This window comes from Allobosea sp. P1_A7 (assembly GCF_056406775.1).
The window spans coordinates 66,005-88,477 of record NZ_JBFTZN010000001.1 but is presented as its reverse complement, the minus strand read 5'-3'; the positions used below and the strand labels follow the sequence as shown (position 1 = coordinate 88,477).

Here is a 22,473-nt window from a genome sequence, read left to right as displayed (position 1 = left end):
CTTCAGCAGCGTCTCGGTGCCGCCATAGAGCGGCCGACTGTGGATGACGGTGTCGCCCGGGCGCAGGAAGGCGAAGCAGGTCGTTGCGATGGCCGCCATGCCGCTGGCGAAGACCGCGCAGCGTTCGGCCTCGTCCCAGATTGCCAGGCGATCCTCGAGGATCTCCATGTTTGGATGGTTGAAGCGCGAATAGACCAGGCCGGACTTCTCGCCGGGCTTGAGCTGGCGGCGCCCCGAGGTGAGGTCGAAGAAATCCTTGCCCTGCTGGGCGCTCTCGAAAACGAAGGTCGAGGTCAGGAAGACCGGCGGCTTGAGCGAACCCTCCGACATCGCCGGCGAGTAGCCATAGCCCATCATCAGCGTCTCGGGATGGAGCTTGCGGTTGGCGATGCGGTCCTTGTGATAATTGTCCTGGCTCATCGCACTCTCCTCTGCCGGTCAGGCTGCCGACCTTGCGGCACCAGAAAGGCAGGTTAGGCCGATCCGCGCGGCATTGCATGAATGATCCCGTCGGGATTACATCCCGTTTGCGCATCTTCCTGCTCAGATATCGAATTCGAGGAGCATCTTATGCTCGATACGACAGACCGCCGTATGCTTGCCGTGCTGCAGGAGGACGGACGCATCACCAATCAGGACCTGTCACAGAAGATCGGCCTGTCGCCGACGCCCTGCCTGCGCCGGCTGAAGCGACTGGAAGAGACGGGCGTGATCAGGGGCTATGCCGCGGTCGTCGATCCCAAGGCCTATGGCCTACCCTTCAGCGTCTTTGTCTCGATCCGCCTGAGCCAGCAGACCCAGGAGCATATCAGCGAGTTCGAGAAGGCCGTCGAGAGCTGGAACGAGGTCGCCGAGTGCTACCTGATGACCGGGTCTCAGGATTACCTGTTGCGGGTGCTGACGGACGGGATCGAGGGCTATGAGCGCTTCCTGAAGCAGAAGATCACGCGGCTGAAATGCATCCACTCGGTCGAATCCAATTTCGCGATGGCGACTATCAAGAAGCGCAACGGCCTGCCACCGCTCTGAGCCCTATCTGCCGCCAAACAGCGCCTGCGCCGCCGCATTCGCCATCTTCCCCTGCTCGTGTCCGACGCCCGGCACGACGATTTCGCGCCATGGGCTGGCAACACCGAGGCGCTTGGCTTCTGCGGCTGCAACTCGCGTGAAATTCTCTCCACGCGCGAAGCGGTTGGGGCCTTGCGCCTCTGCGCCCCTGGACTTGTTGAGTTGCGGGTGGCCCGGGTCGGTATCCTGGTCGCCCAGCATGATCAGCGTCGGTTTGGCGAGGGCGGCCTTCGTGCTCGCCTCGGTCGCCGGCGTGCCGTCGAGCGAATAGGGGTAGCTGAAGCCGCCGGCCGCCTCTTTGCCGACAGGCAATGTGTAGTAGCCGGCGTTGGCGGTGACCGCTGTCGAGAACCGCGCCTCCGGCATCAGGATCGCCATGCGGTGGACGAACTGCGCCCCGGCTGAATGGCCAAACAGCACATAGCCCGTGTCCGTGACACGACTGCTCTTCAAGGCCTGGTCATAGAAGCGCTCGATGACCGAGTAGACCCATTTCGCCCGGTCCGGCTCCCCCTGGACTCCGCCCTGCTGATAGAGGCGTGTCGGAAAGCGCTCCTTGTCGAAATGCGGGGCGGCAATGATCAGGCCGTGCCGGTCTGCCGCCTCGACCCAGCTGTCGCGCGCCGACGCGGCGTTGCGCAGCAGTCCGTGCAGCGAGATCACCAGTGGGCAACGCTTGTCGGCGCAGGCCTGCGGCACATAGGTCTCGATGTTGATGGTCTCGGTACCGGTGGGCGAAACGTCCTCATGCAGGACATGCGAGCGCCCGGCTTCCTGGAACGGGGTCAGGTCATGCGCCTGCCCGGCCAGAGGCATGAGCACAAGCAGGCACGCAGCGCGCAACAACACTCGTGGCATCGGCGTCTCCCTGAAGGCAGCGCGATGCTGCCCCCAAGACGAACCGCTCCGCAAGCCTCAGGAGCCTGTACGGTCCATGGCGCGCCGCACCACCTGCGTCACTTCGCTGTCCGTCAGGAACAGATCATGCCTCAGCATGCTCCAGCCGCGGCCGGAAGTGTCGGCGACACGCACGCCCAGAGCCTCGAGCCGCGAGCGCTCGGCCGCGCCGGCCCGCGCCACGCCACCGGCGATACGCGAGGAGATGGCGAGGGCCCTGTCATCGGGGTCGATGATCAGGGTCATGCGCTGGGCAAGCGGACCCAGCCGCGAGACCGTCTGCTCGAACGCGTCGATGTCGATATCGGGCGATGCGAAGACGATCGAGCCGATCTGCGAGGAGACGTCGGCGGAGTCCCGGAGCTCCCGCAGGCCTTCCAGCGTCAGGAATGTGCCCATCGAATGCGCGACGATGTGGATGCGCCCCACGGTCGGGTTGGCGACGAGGGCGCGCAGGGCCTGGACGAAGCCCTCGCGCGACCACAGCGCGCTCTCGCGGTCATAGCCGTAGTCGAAGAGCTTGCCGCCGGAGGGCCAGGTGAAGAGCGCGGTGCGCCCCTGGAACTTCAGCGCATGCGAAAGCTGCCCGGCGCTGCGGGCGGCGGATTCGAATGTCTCGTTATAGCCGTGGACGTAGAGCAGCACGTCACGCCCGGTCGCAGCCTCGCCGAAGGCACGGGCCGCATTGGTCGAGGTCCGGTTGCTGACACCGACGACGCGCCAGTCGCTGCCGACGGTCGCCGCGACAACCCCGCGTCCCGGAGGGGAAAGCCGCGCTTCGGCGAAACTCAGGCCCGTGCCGCGATCCGGCCCGAAGAACGGCTCGCGGTCACCGAGAGACTTTCGCGTGGTCGCGACCAGGAGCACCGGCTCTCTGCCGAAAGGGGACGACTCCGCATGGGCCGTTTCCGAGAATGGCGAGATCGCCGCCTCTGTCTGCGCGCAGGCCGACAATGCGAGCGAAAGCAGCGCTGCAAGCGCAACGAAGCGACGGGAAGGGGCGTGCCGCGCAGCGGACATGGGCGATCGAGAATTCCAGTGTTGCAGGAATGCGGGCGGAAATGGCCAGCCCGGCCTTAAGGCCAAGCTAACGCGGCCATAATGGGGCAACCTTGCAGCAATCTTCGCGCAAGGCTCGCGCGTGTCCCTGGTGCAACAGCCGCTCTATTGCTGGATAATTGCAGCCGGGGCCGTGACCACGAGCTCCAGCGTGCCGCCGACGGTGCCGACCACGCCGCCGGCGATATCGCCCAGGCGATCGCCGAATTGAGGGCCGCGCATTGCGATTCCCCTGTCCGCCTGCAGCCGCTTGCCGATCATCTGGACGACCTTGGGTGAGGCGGCGAACTTGCCGTGGTTGAGACTGTCGCTGGTCGAGACTTCGGACAGATCGATGATATCGACCCCGGATTTCGCCAGCTCCGCGACCGTATCCTTGTCGCTCGCGGAGATCGCCCCCAGGCGCTTCTTGTCGCCGGCGAAGCGGCGCGAAAATTCGAGCGCCTTGTCGTCGGCCGAGACAAAGACCGTCACCGGCGTCTTGATCTCGCGCATCACGGTCTTGAACACATCGAGATCGACATCGGGCGCAGCCAACATGACGTTGCGGAGCTTTCCGCCGAAATTGCCGTCGCCGCGAATGGATGCCTGCCGCAGGGTTTCCAGCGTCAGCTGCGTTCCCATGGAATGGGCGAGGATGTCGATGCGGCTCGGACCGAGGTCCTTGGCGATCGCGCGCAGGTTCATCTCGAGGAAATCGCGGGAATAGAAGGCGCTTTCCCGGTCGTAAGGGTAGGCCAATAGCTGCCCGCGCGAGGGCCAGGTGAACAGCACCGGCACGCCCTTGAAATCCGAGTCATGGACGATCTGGGCGAAACGATAGGCCGCATCGGCAAAGCTCGTGTTGTAGCCGTGAACGAAGACGAGGACCTCGCGCTCCTTTGCCGGCCTTGCCGCGATCTCGCGCCGGACGCGCGCGACAATCGGGGAGAGGTCGATCCGCTCCACCGAAGTCACCGCGAAATGCTCGGCCGGGTTGGTCTTGCCGTAGCTGCCGGGAAGCTCGAGCTCACCCGACTTGTGCGCCTTCGGCACCGAGATATCGATCTTGGCGAAGGAGAGGTGTTGTCCCCGTTCTCCGGTGAAATATTGCGGTTCCGCCCCCATCTCACGGGTCGAGGCCACGAAAATCCGCACGGTCCCGACGATACCGGCTGGATTGACGCTGGTGAGCGACAGGTCTCTGGGCGGGCCGCCGCATGCCGCGAGGCCAAGTGGAGCCAGCAAGGCCAGCGCAATCAATCGAACCCGGAACGCCGCACGCATCATGACCGATCTCGTCTCATTGACGTTGCGGATGTTCAAGAGGCGCGGATGACACAGTGATGACCGAACTCGCGGCTTGTCGCCCGAGCCCAAGGCTTGCTAGGTGCCTGTCATGGCTGACGTCTCCACCCTCGCCGATGCAATTCTCTCCGGTGAACGGGCCGCCCTGGCGCGTGCCATCACGCTCGTGGAATCCCGCCGGGCCGATCATCGCAGGCAGGCCCATGCCCTGATCCAGCAGGTGCTGCCGCACACCGGAAAATCGATCCGGGTCGGCATCACCGGCGTTCCCGGGGTCGGCAAGTCGACCACCATCGATGCACTCGGCACCTACCTGACAGGGCTCGGTCACAAGGTCGCCGTGCTGGCGGTCGATCCATCCTCGACGCGGAGCGGCGGTTCGATCCTGGGTGACAAGACGCGGATGGCCCGCCTTGCCATCGACCCCAGCGCCTATATCCGCCCCTCCCCGTCTTCCGGCACGCTCGGTGGCGTCGCAGCCAAGACGCGCGAAACGATGCTGCTCTGCGAGGCCGCCGGCTTCGACGTCATCCTGGTCGAGACGGTGGGCGTCGGCCAGTCGGAGACCGCGGTCGCCGATCTCACCGATTTCTTTCTCGTGCTGATGCTGCCCAATGCCGGCGACGAATTGCAGGGCATCAAGAAGGGCATCATCGAGCTCGCCGACATGATCGCCGTCAACAAGGCGGACGGCGCCGGAGCCGTGGCGGCGAAGGCCGCAGCGGCGCAGTACCGCGCGGCCCTGCACATTCTCGCTCCCGTATCGAGCGTCTGGCCCACTCCGGTGGTGACGGTCTCGGGGCTGACGGGCGATGGGCTCGACGCGCTCTGGGCGAAGGTCGAGGATCATCGCCAGCGGATGGGTGCGAGGAACCTGATCCAGGAGAAGCGTCGCCAGCAGGACGTCAAATGGATGTGGGCCATGGTCGAAGACCGCCTGCGCGCCAGGCTCCGCCATGATCCCGTCCTCAAGGCACGGACCCCCGCGCTTGAAGCAGCCGTCGGGGCAGGAGAACTCAACCCCACCCTGGCGGCCGACGAGATCGCGCGGGCGCTCGGCCTTTGAGGTGAGTGATCGCGACGGATGGGGCTGGCCGGCCGGCGCGCGGGCCTGAAACGGCACAACCAGGCCGGCACGCGGCTTGTAAGCCTGCGGCGTCATGGAGGCCCTCATGGCGATTTCTCGACGTTCCCTGCTGGCCGCGACCGGTTTTGGGACAGCAGGATCCGTTGTTCCGGCGGCGGCACAGCAGGCACCGCGGAGCGAACCGGCGCGCGCGCTCGGTCAGCTCGGACTGGAGGCTACTCATTTCGGACTGCGCCCCGGCTCCTCCGACGATCAGTCGCGGCCACTTCAGAATGCGCTTGCGGAAGCGGCCAGGCGCGGCGCGCCCTTGCTGCTGCCGCCGGGGCGCTACCGCGTGTCCAACGTCATCCTGCCCGAGGGCTCACGGCTGGTCGGTGTCCCCGGCGCCACGCAGCTCGTCGCGGCGCAAGCAGGCCCGCTGCTCATCGCCCGCCGCATCAAGCGCACGGCGCTGACAGGGCTCAGTCTCGACGGGCTCGACATCCGCGCCAGCGAGCGAGCCGGACTTGTGGCAGCCGAGGAGGTCCTGGAGCTCACCCTGAATGAATGCGAGTTCGCCAATGCGGGCTCGGTCGGCCTCGTCCTGACCCGAACGGCGGGGCGGATCCAGGCCAGCAGGTTTCGCAGCATGCGCGAATCGGCGCTGTTCTCGCTCGATTCGCGCGGGCTTTCGATCGAAGGCAACCAGATCGAGGATTGCGGCAATAACGGCATCCAGATCTGGCGCAGCCAGGCGGGCGACGACCAGTCGCTCATTCGCGGCAACCGGATCAACCGCATCCGTTCGGATTCCGGCGGCGACGGGCCCAATGGCAACGGCATCAGCCTGTTCCGCGCCGGCGGCGGCGTCATCGAGAGCAACAGCCTGCGCGACTGCGCGCTGACCTTCATCCGGAACAACTCCGGTTCGACCGTCCAGATCATCGGCAACCAGGGCAAGCGCTGCGGCGAGACCGCGCTCTATTCGGAATTCACCTTCGAGGGCGCCATCATCAGCGGCAATCTGCTGGAGGATTGTGCCATGGGCATAAACGTCACCAATCTCGACCACGGTGGGCGGCTTGCCGTCGTCGCCAACAATATCATCCGCAACGCCCAGAAAGGTTATGCCCCGAAGGGCAAGGAGCCGGTCGGGGGCATGGGCGTGCATGTCGAGGCGGAGGCCGCCGTGACCGGCAATGTCGTGGAGAATGCCAGCGATGTCGGCATCTCGCTCGGCTGGTCCTGGGCCATGCGCAACCTCGTGGCCCCCGGCAACATCGTTCGCAAGACCGGGATCGGCATCTCGGTCTCGCTGGTGCCGAAGGAACGCAACGCCCTGATCGCCAACAATGTCATTGCGGACGCGAAGCTCGGTGCCGTCCTCGGCACCGAATACGGCACGATCGTCACTGGCGACCTGACGCAAGGCGCTGACAAGCGGGCGACCGGCATCCGTGTCGAGAACAACGCGGTGAGCTGAAGCACCGGCCCGAAAGTGGATAGCGGTTCTTCGGGAAGGCCGACGCGATCATGAAAGGGTAGACGATCGGACCGGATACGATATCCGATCCGACGATTTAAGCGCTGGCTGCCGCCCTCACCCGCCCGACCTCGATGCCGTTCCAGTTCTTCAGAACGCTTTCGCGCAGCGGCGCAAAACTCGCCGCCTCCGTCTCGCTCATCGGCAGGAAGCGTCCGATCAGCGAGGCCATCACCACCTCGGCCGCGCGCCCTGCCCCGTCATCGCATTTCAGCGCAATGCCGAGCCCGAGTTCCGGAATCGCGCCGCAATAGACGCCTTCCGCGCCGGTCTTGATGAAGATGCGCTCGCGCAGGAGTTCCATCGCGCGCGTGTCGAACCGGCCGGTTCCCGCGACCATGAAGGGATGAGCAGCGACCGCCTTGCGGATGCGCAGTGCGGCCTCGGCGCGCTTCGGCCCAAGCCCGTGGCCGGAGCCGAGACGGGCGAAGCCCAGCGCCAGCGACGTCAGCGGCACGGCATAGGTCGGAATCGAGCAGCCGTCGGTGCCCATGAGATCGGCGGAGTGGGCCGCGCCTGTCACCTCTTCGAGCGCGCCGCGCACCGCCTTCTGGACGGCGTGGCCGGCCTTGACGTAGCCGGTCGGGTCCTCATCCAGGCCGCAGGAGAGGCAGACGAAACCGGCATGCTTGCCCGAACAGTTGTTGTTGAGAGCGGTCGGTTCCTGGCCTGCCTTGGAGATGGCGCGCGCCGCAGCCTCGTTCATCGGCCAATGCGCACCGCATTCGAGGCAACCGGCATCGCGACCGGCTTTCTTCAGCATGCCGAGCGAGGTTTCGGCATGAGCCGGCTCGCCGGAATGCGAGGCGACGGCAAGCGCGATCTCGGCTTCGGTCAAACCGTAGCGGTCGGCAGCGCCGCTCTCGAACAGCGGCAAGGCCTGGATCGCCTTCACCGCCGAGCGCGGGAACACGGGGCGCTCGACATCCCCCAGCGAAAGCACCACAGCGCCGTCCGCATCGACCACGATTGCAGCGCCGCGATGGCGCGATTCGACGACGGCGCCGCGCATCACCTCGGCAAGAACGGGGTTTTCCATAACGATCTCCAGGCTCGCAGAGGCCATGCACATGGTGCCCAGCCTTGTGGCGTTTGCGTCTCGACCTGTCAAAAGCCATAGCGCAGACTGGCGTGGCCTGCGATTCAGGACGTGGTCCGCAGCCGCAGAGCCGGAGAAGCCGAGCCAGCCATGTCGACGGATTACGAGACAGAATACAATAACCGCGCCCGCGTGCCGGAGCATCCTGGAATCATTGCCGGCTGGCAGGCGGACGCCGCGGCCTATCGCGGTATCGCGGTCAGCGAACTCGGCATCTCCTATGGCCCGGGCGAGCGGCAACATTACGACCTGTTCAAGCCCGAGGCGGTCAAGGGCAACGCCATCGTGCTCTTCATCCATGGCGGCTACTGGCAGGCGCTCGACCGTTCCTATTTCTCGCATATGGCGCGCGGCGTGAACCGGCTCGGCGTCCCCATGGCGGTCGCGGGCTACGATCTCTGCCCACAGGTCGAGCTCGGCCACATCGTCTGGGAGCTGCAGCAGGCGGCGGCGGCCCTCTGGCGGCAGTTCAACCGGCCGATCGTGGCATCGGGCCATTCGGCGGGCGGGCATCTCGCCGCCTGCCTGCTCGCCACCGACTGGAAGAATGTCGACCCCGACCTGCCGGACCAGCTGGTGCCGGCAGCCTATGGCATCTCCGGCCTCTACAACCTGAAGCCCCTGACCGAGACCAGTATCAACAAGGCGCTCGGACTCGACATGGAATCGGCCGAGCGGGAGAGCCCATTGTTCTGGCCGGCCCCCTCGGGATTGCTGATGGACGCCGTGGTCGGCGGGGCCGAGAGCGATGAATACCTGAAGCAGAGCCGCCGCATCACCGATGTCTGGGGCCTGGAAGGCGTCAGGACGCACTATGGCGAGATCGACGGCGCGAACCATTTCACCGTCCTTGCCGATCTTCCCGACCCCGAAAGCGCAATGAGCAAGCGCCTCGCCGAACTCGCAGGCGCTTGATCTTCCGGCGCGAGGCTCTATCCAGAGGGACAGGATTTTCGGAGCGCGTGATGCAGACCTTCTTCGTCGAGATCAAATGCAAGCTCGGCAAGACCTATGAGGTCGCCAGCGAACTCGCCGATCGCGAGATCGCCTCGGAGATTTATTCGACCGCCGGCAATTACGACATCCTGGCCAAGTTCCACGTCGCCGCGGATGTCGATATCGGCCATTTCGTAGCGCAGAAGGTGCAGTCGATCCCCGAGATCGCCGACACGCACACGATCATCACCTTCAAGGCGTTCTGAGGCCCTTTACCGACCTCATCCTGCCACGTGCAGGCATGCTCCGGCCCTACGAATCCGTGGAGAAGGACATTCTCCACGCGGAGGCTGCTGGCCATGCCGGCACCGATCCGCCAAAATATCCACTGAACTCGGGAGGTTCTTTCAATGAGAAACGTCGCTACATTCGCCAGCCGCGCCGCCATGGCCGCGGCGCTGTCTCTGGTCGCGGGTGGCGCTGTCGCGCAGGAATTGCGCATCGGCATCTCGGCCGAGCCGAGCGCGATGGACCCGCACTATCACAACCTGACCCCCAACAACATGCTGGCCCGGCACATCTACGAGCCGCTGGTCGGCCAGGACGCCTCGCAGCGGCTGGTGCCCAGCCTCGCCGAAAGCTGGAACGCGATCGACGACACGACCTGGGAGTTCAAGCTCCGCCAGAACGTCAAGTTCCATGACGGCTCGCCCTTCACCGCCGACGACGTGCTCGCGACGTTCCAGCGCGCGCCGAACGTGCCCAAGAGCCCCTCGAGCTTCTCGGCCTATGTCCGCGGCAAGGAGATCAGCAAGGTCGACGACTACACGATCCGCATCAAGACCGCCGCGCCGGCGCCGCTGGTGCCGACCGATCTTTCGACCTTCGGCGTCATCTCCGCCAAGTGCAAGGACACCACCACCGAGGAATTCAACGCCGGTAAATGCGCGGCGGGCGGCACCGGCCCCTACAAGCAGGCCGAGTTCGTCTCGGGCGACCGCGTCGTCATGACCGCCAATGACAGCTGGTGGGGCGGCAGCAAGGATCTCTGGAAGAAGGTGACGTTCCGTATCGTCACTTCGGCGCCCACCCGGGTCGCGGCCCTGCTCGCCGGCGATGTCGACATGATCGAAGCCGTTCCGACCTCGGATGTCGCCAAGCTCAAGGGCGACAAGAACCTGAACGTCGTCAGCCAGGTCTCGAACCGCGTGGTCTATTTCCACATGGACCATTTCCGCGACGTCTCGCCCTTCATCAAGGGCAAGGACGGCTCCGAGATCAAGAATCCGCTGAGGGATGTCCGCGTCCGCAAGGCGCTGTCGATGGCGATCAATCGGCCGGGCATCGTCGAGCGCATCATGGAGAAGGAGGCGATCCCCGCCGGCCAGCTCCTGCCCGATTCATTCTTCGGCACCTCCAAGAACCTGAAGCCGGTCGCCTTCGATCTCGCCGGCGCCAAGAAGCTGCTGGCCGAGGCCGGGTACCCGAACGGCTTCAAGATGAAGATGCACGGGCCGAACGGGCGCTACACCAACGACACCAAGATCATCGAGGCCGTCGCCCAGATGTTCGCGCGGCTCGGCATCGAGACCGAGGTCGAGACGCTGCCCCCGGCCAACTTCTTCACCCGCGCTTCGCAGGGCGCAGCGGGCAATGTACCGGAATTCTCCTTCATCCTCGTCGGCTGGGCCGCCGGAACGGGCGAGTCCTCGGACTCGCTCAAGGCGCTGCTTGCGACCTTCAACCCGCAGAAGGGCATGGGAGCGACCAATCGCGGCCGCTACTCCAATCCGGCCTTCGACGCGAAGGTCGAGGAAGGCCTGCGCACGGTCGACGACAAGAAGCGCGATGCCATCTTCGGCGAGGCGATGGAGATCGGCATGAACGATGTCGGGCTGATCCCGACACATTTCCAGCTCAACACCTGGGCTGCCCGCAAGGGCTTCAAGGTCGAGCCGCGCTCCGACGAGTACACGCTCGCGACCTCCGTCACCAAGCAGTGACCGCGTCGGCGGATTGACGTCGTTCCCGGGCTCAGGCCCGGGAACCTCTCGCCGATGACCGCTGGTCACCGAAGGGTCGGAGCAAACCCGGCCACGCTGTTTTGAGCGCTGCGTTCGCGCACACCATCCCGCTCGCGAAGGAACCAACCCGATGGCTGCCTTCATCCTTCGTCGCCTGGCGCAGGCCCTCTTCGTCATCGGCGCGATGCTGGTCATCGTCTTCTTCGGCGTGAACGTCGTCGGCGACCCGATCTACATGCTCGTCTCGCCGGAGATGAACCAGGAGCAGATCGCCGAAACGGCCCGCTCGCTCGGCCTCGACCGACCGATCTGGGAACAGTTCCTGATCTTCCTGAAGAATGCCATGCAAGGCGATCTCGGCCGCTCCTTCGTGCATGGCGAGTCCGCGATCAAGCTCATCCTGTCGCGCATGCCGGCGACGCTGGAACTCGCCCTTGTCGCGCTCTTCATGGCGATCGTGATCGGGCTGCCGCTTGGCCTCTATGCGGGGCTGAAGCCGGAGAGCAAGGCCTCGCGCGCGATCATGGCGATCTCGATCCTCGGCTTCTCGCTGCCGACATTCTGGGTCGGGCTGATGCTGATCCTCGCCTTTGCCGTCGGATTGGGCTGGTTCCCCGCCACGGGCCGGGGCGAAACCGTCTCCGTCTTCGGCATCGAGACTTCGCTGCTGACGCTCGACGGCTGGCAGCATGTGGCCCTGCCGGCGCTGAACCTCGCACTGCTCAAGATCTCGCTTGTCATCCGCCTGGCACGGGCCGGGGCACGCGAGGCGGCCCTGATGGACTATGTCAAATTCGCCCGTGCCAAGGGCCTTTCACAGAGCCGGATCATCGGCGTCCACATCCTGAAGAACATCATGATCCCGATCGTCACAGTGCTCGGGCTCGAATTCGGCTCGCTCGTCGCCTTTTCCGTGGTGACGGAGACGATCTTCGCCTGGCCCGGCATGGGCCGCCTCCTTCTGGAGGCGATCACCCGGCTCGATCGACCGGTCATCGTCGCCTATGTCATGGTTGTCGTCGTGCTGTTCGTGACGATCAACCTGCTGGTCGATCTCGTTTATTCCGCGCTCGATCCGCGCGTCCGCCTGACGGAGGCCAGCACGTGAGCGAGACCAGTCTGCCCACGGTCACGACGACCCCGACCGCGCCGGCCAGGGAAGAGACGCCGCTGCGGCGCTTCGTCCGCAGCTTCATCGAGGATCGCGTTGCGCTGATCGGCCTCCTGGTCTTCGCGACGATCGTGCTGCTGGCGCTCGCCGCGCCGCTGATCGCCCCGCAAAACCCCTATGACCTCGCGGCGGTCGATGTGATGGACTCCCGCCAGCCGCCAGGCGCCGTGGCCGGCGAGGGCTTTACGATGTGGCTGGGCTCCGACGGTGTCGGCCGCGATCTGCTCTCCGGCATTCTCTACGGCCTGCGCATTTCGCTGATGGTGGGGGCCTTCTCCGGGCTGATTGCCGCGACCGTCGGCATGACCGTCGGACTGATCGCCGCCTACGCCGGCGGCAAGGTCGAGACCGTGATCATGCGGCTCGTCGACCTGCAACTATCGCTGCCCTCGGTCCTCGTCGCGCTGATCCTGGTCGCTGCGCTCGGCAAGGGCGTCGACAAGATCATCATTGCCCTCGTCATCGTGCAATGGGCCTATTACGCCCGCACCGTCCGCGGCTCCGCGCTGGTCGAGCGCCGCAAGGAATATGTCGAAGCGGCGCAGTCGCTCGGCCTCTCCCATGCGCGCACCGTCTTCCGCCATATCCTGCCGAACTGCCTCGCCCCGGTCATCGTGATCGCGACCGTGCAGACCGCGCATGCGATCTCGCTGGAGGCGACGCTCTCGTTCCTCGGAGTCGGCCTGCCGCAGACGGAGCCCTCGCTCGGCGTGCTGATCGCCAACGGCTTCCAGTACATGATCTCGGGCAGCTACTGGATCTCGGTCTTCCCCGGCCTCGCCTTGCTCATGACCATCGTCTCGATCAACCTGGTCGGCGACAGGTTGCGCGACGTGTTGAACCCGCGCCTGGAGAAGTGAAGCCATGAGCGATCACGTGCTCCAGGTCAGCGATCTCAAGACCCATTTCTTCACCCGCGCCGGCACGGTGAAGTCGGTCGACGGGGTCTCGTTCCATGTCCGTCGCGGGGAAGTGCTCGGCCTGGTCGGCGAATCCGGTTCGGGCAAATCGGTCACCGGCTTCTCGATCATGGGGCTGATCGATCCCCCCGGCCGCATTGTCGAGGGCTCGATCAAGCTCAACGGCAAGGAGCTCGTCGGCCTCGGGGAGGACGAATTCCGGAAGGTCCGCGGTCGCGAGGTCGCGATGATCTTCCAGGATCCGATGATGACGCTGAACCCGGTCCTGCGCATCGACACGCAAATGATCGAAGCCGTCACCGCCCACGAGAAGGTCTCGCACAAGGCAGCGCGGGCCCGCGCCCGGGATGCCCTCGCCAAGGTCGGCATCCCCTCGCCCGAAGAGCGGTTGAATGCCTATCCGCACCAGTTCTCGGGCGGCATGCGCCAGCGTGTCGCAATCGCGATCGCGCTGCTGCATCGTCCACCGCTGATCATTTGCGACGAGCCGACCACCGCGCTCGACGTCACCATCCAGAGCCAGATCCTTGCCGAGATGCAATCCCTCTGTGCCGAAACCGGGACTGCCCTGGTCTGGATCACCCATGACCTCGGCGTCGTCGCCGGGCTCGCCGACCGGATCGCGGTGATGTATGCCGGCCGCATCGTCGAGGCGGGCGCGGTCGATCCCGTGCTCGACACGCCCTTGCACCCCTATACCGCCGGCCTGCTCGGCTCGCTGCCGAGCGAGGGGGAACCTGGTGAGATGCTGCGCCAGATCAGGGGCTCGACGCCTTCGCTCGCTCGCCTGCCGCAGGGCTGCGCCTTTGCCCCACGCTGCGACTACGCTCAGGGCGACTGCCTCACGATCGCGCCAGCCACGACGGCTTTCCCCGGCGAGCGCGGCGTGCGCTGTCATCATCCCCTGAGCGGAACCGGGGTTGCGGCATGAACGATACACCGATCCTCACCCTCGAAAGCGTCTCGAAGCGCTTCGCCAAACCGCTCGACGCGGCCGCGAAATTCGCGAACTGGTTCGGCGCCGGCAATACCGAAGAGGTCGTGCACGCGGTCGACAGCGTCGATCTCTCGATCCGGGCCGGCGAGGTCGTCGGGCTGGTAGGCGAATCCGGCTGCGGCAAATCAACGCTCGGACGGGTCGTCGCGGGGATTCACAAGGCGAGCGCCGGCCGCGTGAGCTGGCGCGGGCGCTATACCGACGAGATGGGCACCGAGGAGCGCCACGCTGCGACGCTGGCGATCCAGATGATCTTCCAGGACCCGATGTCCTCGCTCAACCCGCGCATGCGGGTCAGCGACATCGTCGGCGAAGCGCCCGTCGTGCACGGGCTGACGACACGCGCCGGCCAGGCGGATTATGTCGACGATATTCTCAATCGCGTCGGCCTCGACCCGACCTATAAGCGGCGCTATCCGCACCAGTTCTCGGGCGGCCAACGTGCCCGCATCGGCATCGCGAGAGCGCTGGCGGTGAAGCCGGAATTCCTCGTCTGCGACGAAAGCGTGGCTGCTCTCGATGTCTCGATTCAGGCCCAGGTCCTGAATCTTTTCATGAAGCTGCGCGACGAACTCAACCTGACCTACCTCTTCATCAGCCACGACCTCGGCGTCGTCCGGCACCTCTCGGACCGGGTCGTGATCATGTATCTCGGCCGTGTCGTCGAGGCCGCGCCCGCCGCCGCCCTCTTCAAGGGGCCGCAGCACCCCTATGCCCAGGCACTGCTCGCCAATGTGCCGACGATCACGGCTCGCAAGAAGCGTTTTGCGCCGGTCAGCGGCGAGATCCCCTCGCCGCTGCACCCGCCATCAGGTTGCCATTTCCACCCGCGCTGCCCGCATGCCGGGCCGCGCTGCAAGGCGGAGCGGCCGGCGCTGAAAACGATCGCGTCCGGCCATGTCGCGGCCTGTCACTTGCATGACGGCGGCGTCGGAGCGATGGCGGCCTGAAGCGATCCTGTCGTTTCGGTTGAATGATTGTTGCCCCCGGCACGCTTGACGGCACCGCGTTTCCGGGCGACCTCCAAGCTGATTTGGCCTTGGGCCGTGGAGCCAGGAACGCAGGACGATGAAAAGCACCTTGTCGACGGATCTTCGCTCGGGCGCGCTCGTCTACCACCGCCTGCCCCGGCCCGGTAAGCTCGAGATCCAGGCAACGAAGCCTCTCGGCAACCAGCGCGACCTGGCGCTCGCCTATTCTCCCGGTGTGGCTGCCGCCTGCGAGGCGATCGTCGACGACCCGGCGGAAGCCGCCGAACTGACCTCGCGCCAGAACCTCGTCGCCGTCATCACCAACGGCACGGCCGTTCTCGGCCTCGGCGATATCGGCCCGCTCGCCTCCAAGCCGGTGATGGAGGGCAAGGCGGTCCTGTTCAAGAAATTTGCGGGGATCGACTGCTTCGACATCGAGGTCGACCAGAAGAACATCGAGAAATTCGTCGATGTCGTCGCGGCGCTGGAACCGACCTTCGGCGGCATCAACCTCGAGGACATCAAGGGTCCCGAATGCTTCGAGATCGAGGAGCAGCTCAAGGTCCGGATGAACATCCCGGTCTTCCATGACGACCAGCACGGCACCGCGATCATCGTCAGTGCCGCGATCCTGAACGGGCTCGATCTCGCGGGAAAACAGATCGGCGACGTCAAGATCGTCGTCTCCGGCGCCGGCGCAGCCGCGCTTGCCTGCCTCAACCTTTTGGTCGAGCTCGGGGCCAGGCGCCGGAACATCTGGGTCACCGACCTTGAAGGCGTGGTCCACAAGGGCCGCAACACGCTGATGGACCGCTGGAAGGAGGTCTATGCGCAGGAGACCGATGCGCGGACGCTCAGCGACGTGATCGGCGACGCCGATGTCTTCCTCGGCCTGTCTGCCGCCGGCGTTCTGAAGCCCGAGATGGCCAAGCGCATGGCGGCGAGTCCGCTGATCCTGGCGCTGGCCAACCCGAACCCGGAGATTACGCCGGAGGATGCGCTTGCCGCACGTCCTGACGCGATGATCTGCACCGGCCGCTCGGACTATCCGAACCAGGTCAACAACGTCCTGTGCTTCCCCTACATCTTCCGCGGCGCGCTCGATGTGCACGCCACGACGATCAACGAAGCGATGAAGCTCGCCGCCGTGCGCGCGATTGCATCGCTGGCGCGGGAGGCCACATCCGACATCGCGGCGCGCGCCTATGGCGGCGAGTCGCAGACGTTCGGCGCGACCTCGCTGATCCCGAATCCGTTCGATCCGCGCCTGATCCTGCGCATTGCCCCGGCAGTCGCGCAGGCTGCGATGGATACGGGCGTCGCACGCAAGCCGCTGGCCGATATCGAGGCCTATCGCGAGGACCTGTCGCGCTTCGTCTTCCGTTCCGGCTTCATCATGAAGCCGCTCTTTGCGCAGGCGAAGGCCGACCCCAAGCGCGTCATCTACGCCGAGGGCGAGGATGAGCGCGTGCTGCGCGCCGCTCAGGTGGCGCTGGAGGAAGGCATGGCCGTGCCGATCCTGATCGGCCGCCCGAGCGTCATCGAAACCCGGGTGAAGCGCTTCGGCCTGACGATCCGGCCAGGCATCGATTGCGAGGTGATCAACCCCGAGGATGATCCGCGTTATCGCGACTACGTGCAGACCTATCTCGAGATCGCCGGCCGGCGGGGCATCACGCCGGAGGCCGCACGCGTGCTGGTGCGCACCAACAACACGGTGATCGCGGCACTCTCGGTGATGCGCGGCGAGGCCGATGCCATGATCACCGGCCTGGAAGGGCGCTTCCTGTCGCGGCTGCGGCACATCAAGGACATCATCGGGCTTGCGCCCGGCGCACGTGACATCTCGGCGATGACGCTGATCATCACCAACAAGGGCGCCTTCTTCCTGGCCGACACCCATGTGAAGCATGATCCGACCGCCGAGGAGATCGCCGACATGGCGGTGATCGCGGCGAGCCATGTCTCGCGCTTCGGCATCACGCCCAAGATCGCCCTGCTCTCGCATTCGGATTTCGGCGCGGCCGACACCCCCTCCTCGCTGAAGATGCGCAAGGCGGTCTGCCTGATCCGCGAGCGCGCGCCGGAACTCGAATGCGACGGTGAGATGGAGGCCGACACCGCCCTCCTGCCGATGGTGCGCGACAGGGTGCTGCCCTCCTCGCATCTCAAGGGCGTCGCCAATGTGCTGATCTTCCCGAATCTCGACGCCGCCAACATCGCCTACCAGTTCGCCAAGGTGCTCGCGGACGCGCTCCCGGTCGGCCCGATCCTGATCGGAGCGGCCAAGCCGGTGCATATCCTGACCGGTTCGGTGACGGCACGCGGCGTCGTCAACATGACGGCCGTGGCCGTGGTCGAGGCGCAGGAACGCGCTGCGGCTTCGCCAGCCTAGTCAGGAGGCGTTGCAGCGGCGCCGTTTCCTGCCATTCTGCGGTGCTCCGGCGGACCGGGATTGCGGGGAACAGGCCATGCGCATCACCAGGATGCTGCTGCGGCTCGCGGCTGTCATGCTTCCGATCCTGGCCGCGGCAGCGGCCAGCGCGCAGGAGCCCCTGCGCGAGGAGAGCACCTTCCTCCGGATCAAGCTCGACGGGAGTGACATCAGGCTCGAGGCGCTGATCGTCAGGCCGGAGCGTGCTGAGGGTCGCCTCCCGCTGGCGCTGATCACTCATGGCAAATCCTCGAGCAGCGTCAGCATGGGCGATTTGCGGGCGGCGTCCTACGCCACCGTCGCCCGGGATTTTGCCCGGCGTGGCTGGCTCGCTGCCGTCGTCATGCGTCGTGGCTTCGGCCAGTCGGACGGGCCCTTCCCGGCCTCGACCTCCTGCGCCGATCTCGATTTCACCAGCCGATTCGAGGCGGATGCCAGCGAACTCGAAGCCGCCCTGCGGGTGCTGCAACAGCGCGACGATGTCGACCCGGCGCGCGCCATTGCGGTCGGAGAATCGGCGGGAGGCGCGGCGGTCCTGGCGCTCGCCCAGCGCAAACCAGCGGGCTTGCGCGGCATCGTCAATGTCGCCGGCGGCCTGAATATCGACAGCTGTGTCGACAAGGCGCGCGATGCGCTGGTCGGCATCGTCAAGGGCTGGCAGGTGCCCGGCGCGCCACCACAGCTCTGGATCTATGCGAAAAACGACGAGCTGTTTCCGCCCGCGCTCGTCGACCGCATGCGCGGCGCCGCACGCGATGCCGGCGGCGATATCCGCTTCGTCGAGCTGCCCGAAGTCCGGCCCACTGGTCACCTGATCTTCCGTCACGGACAGGCCCGGTTCTTCTGGCTGCGCGAGGTGGACGCGTCGCTGCGTGCCTGGAAGCTGCCGACCTGGTCGCCTGCCCAGGCAAGGGAGCTCTTTGCCAAGCTGGGGCTGACGGCACGCGCCGCCGCATTCGAGCAGTATTTTGCAGCGCCCGGCGAGAAGGCGATGGCGCTCAGCCGGTCACGCAAGCATTTCCGCTACACCTTTGGCTCCCAGACGCTCGATCGCGCCAAGGAAGCGACGCTGAACGATTGCGCCAAGGCCGCTGGCGATTGCGTGATCGCCTTCGAGAACGACACGTTCATGCTGCCCTCCGGCGGCGCCCCGTAAACGAAAACGGGGATCAAGACTTTTCCTGCCTGCAAGTTTTTTTCCTGCTTGGCAGCGCGCGAGCAGCGCGCTCTACTCTCCCGGTCATGTCAGGAACAGGCAGGAAGACCTGCCCTCAGGGGAGTTTCGTCATGTTCAGGATCACGCGCCGCGCGGCGCCGCTCGCCATTGCCGCGGCTCTGGCGCTCGCCACCACCACGGTCGCACAAGCCCAGGTCACCTTCCATCGCGGCAACGACTCCGATCCCGAGACGCTCGACGCGCATAAGACCTCGACCGTGTCCGAAGCGCATCTGCTGCGTGATCTCTCCGAAGGGCTCGTCATCCACCACATCAACGGCACCGTCGTGCCCGGCGTGGCCGAAAGCTGGACGATCAGCCCGGACGGCAAGACCTATACGTTCAAGCTGCGCCCCAATGCGAAATGGTCGAACGGGGACGCGGTGAAGGCCTCGGATTTCGTCTTCTCGCTGCGGCGGATGGTCAATCCCGAGACGGGGGCGAAATACGCGAACATTCTCTATCCGATCCTGAACGCGGAGAAGATCAACAAGAGCGACGGGGGCGCGAAGCTTGCCGATCTGGGTGTAACGGCCGTCAATGACACGACGCTCGAGATCAAGCTGGAGCGATCGACCCCGTATTTTCTCGAATTGCTGACGCACCAGACCGGACTTCCGGTCCATCCGGCCTCAGTCGAGAAATTCGGTAGCGATTTCGTCAAGCCGGAGAACTGGGTTTCGAACGGCGCCTATGTGCTCAAGGAGTTCGTGCCGAACTCCCATATCAAGCTTGAAAAGAACAAGGCCTTCCACGACGCGGCCAACGTCAAGATCGATACGGTGATCTATTATCCGTCGCCGGACCTCGCCGCCGCCGCCCGGCGCTTCCAGGCCGGCGAACTGCATATGACGACCGACATCCCCGCCGACCAGATCAAGCAGCTGCGCGAAAAACTGGGCGATCAGGTCAAGATCGCGCCCTATCTCGGCACCTATTTTCTCATCATCAACAGCTCGAAGAAGCCCTTCGACGATGTCCGCGTCCGCCAGGCCCTGTCCATGGTGCTCGACCGTGAGTTCATCGCCGACGAGATCTGGGGTGGCACGATGCTGCCGGCCTATGGCGTCATTCCGCCGAATATCGGCAATTACGGCACGGCCGCCGAAGCCGACTTCAAGAACGCCTCGCCGCTCGACCGCGAGGAGAAGGCCAAGCAGTTGCTCAAGGATGCGGGCTTCGGGCCCGGCATGCCCTTGAAGATACAGCTCCGCTACAACACGACCGACAACAACCGACGCACCGTCATCGCCATTGCCGAGCAGTGGAAGGCACTCGGCGTCGAGACCAGCTTCATCAACACCGACGGCAAGACCCATTTCGCCCTTCTGCGTGACGGTGGCGATTTCGACATCGCCCGCTATGGCTGGATCGGCGATTTTTCGGACCCGCAGAACTTCCTGTTTCTGTTCCTCAGCGACAACAAGGGGTTCAATTCCGGCAAGTACAACAACCCGACCTTCGACGGCTTGCTGGCCAAGGCCGCCGACGAGATCGACCTGACCAAGCGCGCCGCGATCCTGCGCGAGGCCGACGCGATCCTGGCTGCCGAGGTGCCGTGGATTCCGGTGATGTTCTATTCGTCGAAGAACCTGGTCTCGCCCAAGCTCGTCGGCTTCCAGCAGAATCTGCGCGGCGCGCTGCCGACACGCTTCATGAGCCTGAAGCCGTAAGAAACCCGCGTGTCATGGCCGGGCCTGCCCGGTCATGACACCGCAGACGGCCCGGTTCATTCGGAATGCTCTCCTTCATCCTGCGTCGCCTCGCCATCGCGATCCCGACCCTGTTCGTGATCGTGACGATTTCCTTCTTCCTGATGCGCGTCGCACCGGGCGGGCCGTTCGACCTCGAACAGCCGCTGGAAGCGAAGGTGATGGAGAACCTGCGCCGGATCTATCAGCTCGACCGGCCGCTCTATCAGCAATATCTGACCTATCTCGCGGCTTTGATCAGGGGTGATTTCGGCCCTTCCTTCTACTTCCGCGACTTCTCTATCGCCGAGCTCTTCGCGCAGGGGCTGCCGGTCTCGATGCGGCTGGGCGCATCGGCACTCGCTCTTGCCCTGCTGATCGGCGGCCCGCTCGGCGTGCTCGCAGCCTTCCGCCAGAACGAGCATGCCGACCATGCGGTGATGGGTTTTGCCACTGCCGGCATCACCATTCCCAATTTCGTGGTCGCGCCCGTGCTGCAGATCGTCTTCGGGCTGATGCTGGCCTGGTTGCCGGTCGGTGGCTGGAATGGCGGTGCGGTCCGCAACACTATCCTGCCGATCGTGACTTTGGCGCTGCCGCAGATCGCGGTGATCGCGCGGATGGCCCGCGCGGCGATGATCGAGACCCTGCGCGCCAACCATATCCGCACCTTGCGGGCACAAGGGCTTTCCAGCGTGACGGTCGCACTGCATGCGCTGCGCGGCGCGGCCCTGCCCGTCGTCTCCTATCTCGGGCCGGCCGCCGCGGCCTTGCTGACGGGCTCGGTCGTGGTCGAGAGCATCTTCGCCGTTCCCGGGATCGGCCGCTATTTCGTCGAGGGTGCGCTCAACCGCGACTACACCCTGGTGATGGGCACGGTCGTTGTCGTGGCGATCTTCGTGCTGGTCTTCAATCTCGTCGTCGACGTTGTCTATGCGCTGCTCGATCCGCGCGTCAGGCTGGAGTGAGCGCATGAGCGAGATCACGCTTGCCCCCCTGCCCGTCACCGGGCGCTCGCTCTGGCAGGATGCGCGCATCCGCCTGATGCGCAACCGCGCAGCGGTCGCGAGCCTGATCGTGCTGGCGCTGATGACGCTGGCCTGCCTGATCGGCCCGTTGATGACCGGGCATCCGCATGATCGGGTCTACCAGGACTATGTCCGTGTGCCCGCCAGCATCGACAGCTATCCCAAGGCCGAGGCGATACCAGCCGCCGTGCAGCGCATCGCCTCGCGCGTCCGGGCGACGGCGAGCGATATCGCTGTAGGCCAGGATAGCGTGCGCCTGACGCTGACGTCACAGCGCCCGATCGATCAGCGGCTTCTCGTCTATTTCGATCGCTCAGACCAGTTCGGCACACCGAAGATCCTGGCCAATGAGGAAGATGGCCGCAGGCTCGCTCTGGAAGTGCCGATCAAGCGGCAGCGCTTCTGGTTCGGCACCGATGCCAATGGCCGCGACCTGCTGACCCGCACGCTGATCGCCGGGCGGGTCTCGCTGGCGATCGGACTGCTCGCGACGGGTGTCGCGCTCGTGATCGGCGTCAGCTACGGCGCCACAGCAGGCTATCTCGGCGGACGCATCGACATGCTGATGATGCGCATCGTCGACGTGCTCTATTCGCTGCCCTTCATCTTCTTCGTCATCCTGCTGGTCGTCTTCTTCGGCCGGAATTTCATCCTGATGTTCCTTGCCGTCGGCGCGATCGAATGGCTCGACATGGCCCGGATCGTTCGCGGACAGACACTTTCGATCAAGCGACAGGAATATGTGCTGGCGGCCGAGGCGCTCGGCGTCACGACCGGCGGCATCCTGAGGCGCCATGTCATTCCCAACACGCTTGGCCCGGTTATCATCTATGTCACGCTGCTGGTGCCGAAGATCATCCTGCTCGAGAGCTTTCTCTCCTTCCTCGGCCTTGGCGTGCAGGAGCCGATGACGAGCTGGGGCGTGCTGATCTCGGACGGCGCCCGCTCGATCCAGGGCGCGCCGTGGATGCTGATCTTCCCGGCGAGCTTCCTGGTGACCACGCTGTTCGCGCTGAACTTCCTCGGCGATGGCCTGCGCGACGCGCTCGATCCCAGGGATCGCTGA

General features: G+C 65.3%; 20 protein-coding genes. 15 read left to right on the top strand and 5 right to left on the bottom strand.

Translation table 11 applies throughout. The features are described 5' to 3' along the window. Positions 1 to 420, bottom strand: a 420-nt coding sequence (locus AC1D34_RS00390) for a PLP-dependent transferase (protein WP_476823196.1), incomplete at its 3' end; no start/stop codon positions are given. Positions 421 to 570: 150 nt separating this feature from the next. Between AC1D34_RS00390 and AC1D34_RS00385 the strand changes: the two genes are divergently transcribed. Further along, entirely contained in the window at positions 571 to 1,029 is a 459-nt protein-coding gene (locus AC1D34_RS00385) for an Lrp/AsnC family transcriptional regulator (RefSeq protein WP_441489131.1), read from the top strand. A gap of 3 nt (positions 1,030 to 1,032) precedes the next feature. On the opposite strand, the gene AC1D34_RS00380 is transcribed toward AC1D34_RS00385, so the two are convergent. The 3 genes from AC1D34_RS00380 to AC1D34_RS00370 all read right to left on the bottom strand — a co-directional run bounded on the left by AC1D34_RS00380 (position 1,033) and on the right by AC1D34_RS00370 (position 4,293). Next, positions 1,033 to 1,926 (bottom strand): alpha/beta hydrolase family protein, encoded by an 894-nt coding sequence (locus AC1D34_RS00380; protein ID WP_476823195.1) that lies wholly within the window; start codon positions 1,924 to 1,926, stop codon positions 1,033 to 1,035. A gap of 57 nt (positions 1,927 to 1,983) precedes the next feature. Further along, a complete protein-coding gene (locus AC1D34_RS00375) occupies positions 1,984 to 2,985 on the bottom strand; it encodes an alpha/beta hydrolase (protein ID WP_441489129.1) in 1,002 nt (333 codons plus the stop codon). A 144-nt stretch (positions 2,986 to 3,129) separates the two neighbouring features. Continuing rightward, on the bottom strand, positions 3,130 to 4,293 hold the full coding sequence (locus AC1D34_RS00370; RefSeq protein WP_476823194.1) for an alpha/beta hydrolase: 1,164 nt from the start codon (positions 4,291 to 4,293) through the stop codon (positions 3,130 to 3,132). A 109-nt stretch (positions 4,294 to 4,402) separates the two neighbouring features. Here AC1D34_RS00370 and meaB point away from each other — a divergent pair, with 109 nt between their 5' ends. Together meaB and AC1D34_RS00360 are read left to right on the top strand one after the other, a co-directional pair. Beyond that, positions 4,403 to 5,377, top strand: coding sequence for a methylmalonyl Co-A mutase-associated GTPase MeaB (meaB, locus tag AC1D34_RS00365; protein ID WP_476823193.1), 975 nt, complete (start codon positions 4,403 to 4,405; stop codon positions 5,375 to 5,377). Positions 5,378 to 5,483: 106 nt separating this feature from the next. After that, the gene (locus AC1D34_RS00360) at positions 5,484 to 6,860 is read left to right on the top strand and encodes a TIGR03808 family TAT-translocated repetitive protein (protein WP_476823192.1); all 1,377 of its coding nucleotides are present in this window, start codon (positions 5,484 to 5,486) and stop codon (positions 6,858 to 6,860) included. Positions 6,861 to 6,957: 97 nt separating this feature from the next. Here AC1D34_RS00360 and AC1D34_RS00355 read toward each other — a convergent pair whose 3' ends face one another. Continuing rightward, positions 6,958 to 7,959 (bottom strand): asparaginase, encoded by a 1,002-nt coding sequence (locus tag AC1D34_RS00355; RefSeq protein WP_476823191.1) that lies wholly within the window; start codon positions 7,957 to 7,959, stop codon positions 6,958 to 6,960. 150 nt (positions 7,960 to 8,109) lie between these two features. On the opposite strand from AC1D34_RS00355, the gene AC1D34_RS00350 reads away from it, so the two are divergent. The 12 genes from AC1D34_RS00350 to AC1D34_RS00295 all read left to right on the top strand — a co-directional run bounded on the left by AC1D34_RS00350 (position 8,110) and on the right by AC1D34_RS00295 (position 22,473). Beyond that, entirely contained in the window at positions 8,110 to 8,934 is an 825-nt protein-coding gene (locus tag AC1D34_RS00350) for an alpha/beta hydrolase (protein ID WP_476823190.1), read from the top strand. 50 nt (positions 8,935 to 8,984) lie between these two features. Continuing rightward, positions 8,985 to 9,221: an Lrp/AsnC ligand binding domain-containing protein gene (locus AC1D34_RS00345; RefSeq protein ID WP_038361355.1), complete on the top strand. Its 237-nt coding sequence runs from the start codon at positions 8,985 to 8,987 to the stop codon at positions 9,219 to 9,221. Between the two features lie 144 nt (positions 9,222 to 9,365). Then, positions 9,366 to 10,958: an ABC transporter substrate-binding protein gene (locus AC1D34_RS00340; protein WP_476823189.1), complete on the top strand. Its 1,593-nt coding sequence runs from the start codon at positions 9,366 to 9,368 to the stop codon at positions 10,956 to 10,958. A 151-nt stretch (positions 10,959 to 11,109) separates the two neighbouring features. After that, positions 11,110 to 12,087 carry an ABC transporter permease gene (locus tag AC1D34_RS00335; protein ID WP_069877289.1) on the top strand — a complete coding sequence of 326 codons (978 nt, stop codon included), beginning with the start codon at positions 11,110 to 11,112 and terminating at the stop codon, positions 12,085 to 12,087. Next, positions 12,084 to 13,010 carry an ABC transporter permease gene (locus AC1D34_RS00330; protein WP_441489121.1) on the top strand — a complete coding sequence of 309 codons (927 nt, stop codon included), beginning with the start codon at positions 12,084 to 12,086 and terminating at the stop codon, positions 13,008 to 13,010. Before AC1D34_RS00335 ends, AC1D34_RS00330 begins: the two co-directional genes overlap by 4 nt. A gap of 4 nt (positions 13,011 to 13,014) precedes the next feature. Beyond that, positions 13,015 to 14,001 (top strand): ABC transporter ATP-binding protein, encoded by a 987-nt coding sequence (locus AC1D34_RS00325; RefSeq protein ID WP_441489120.1) that lies wholly within the window; start codon positions 13,015 to 13,017, stop codon positions 13,999 to 14,001. After that, positions 13,998 to 15,017 (top strand): ABC transporter ATP-binding protein, encoded by a 1,020-nt coding sequence (locus AC1D34_RS00320; RefSeq protein ID WP_084651134.1) that lies wholly within the window; start codon positions 13,998 to 14,000, stop codon positions 15,015 to 15,017. Before AC1D34_RS00325 ends, AC1D34_RS00320 begins: the two co-directional genes overlap by 4 nt. A 118-nt stretch (positions 15,018 to 15,135) precedes the next feature. After that, positions 15,136 to 17,433 (top strand): NADP-dependent malic enzyme, encoded by a 2,298-nt coding sequence (locus tag AC1D34_RS00315; RefSeq protein ID WP_476823188.1) that lies wholly within the window; start codon positions 15,136 to 15,138, stop codon positions 17,431 to 17,433. A gap of 76 nt (positions 17,434 to 17,509) precedes the next feature. Next, entirely contained in the window at positions 17,510 to 18,628 is a 1,119-nt protein-coding gene (locus tag AC1D34_RS00310; RefSeq protein ID WP_476823187.1) for an alpha/beta hydrolase family protein, read from the top strand. Between the two features lie 131 nt (positions 18,629 to 18,759). After that, positions 18,760 to 20,361: a peptide ABC transporter substrate-binding protein gene (locus AC1D34_RS00305; protein WP_441489116.1), complete on the top strand. Its 1,602-nt coding sequence runs from the start codon at positions 18,760 to 18,762 to the stop codon at positions 20,359 to 20,361. A 65-nt stretch (positions 20,362 to 20,426) separates the two neighbouring features. Beyond that, positions 20,427 to 21,347 (top strand): ABC transporter permease subunit, encoded by a 921-nt coding sequence (locus tag AC1D34_RS00300; RefSeq protein WP_476823186.1) that lies wholly within the window; start codon positions 20,427 to 20,429, stop codon positions 21,345 to 21,347. Positions 21,348 to 21,351: 4 nt separating this feature from the next. After that, the gene (locus AC1D34_RS00295; protein ID WP_476823185.1) at positions 21,352 to 22,473 is read left to right on the top strand and encodes an ABC transporter permease subunit; all 1,122 of its coding nucleotides are present in this window, start codon (positions 21,352 to 21,354) and stop codon (positions 22,471 to 22,473) included.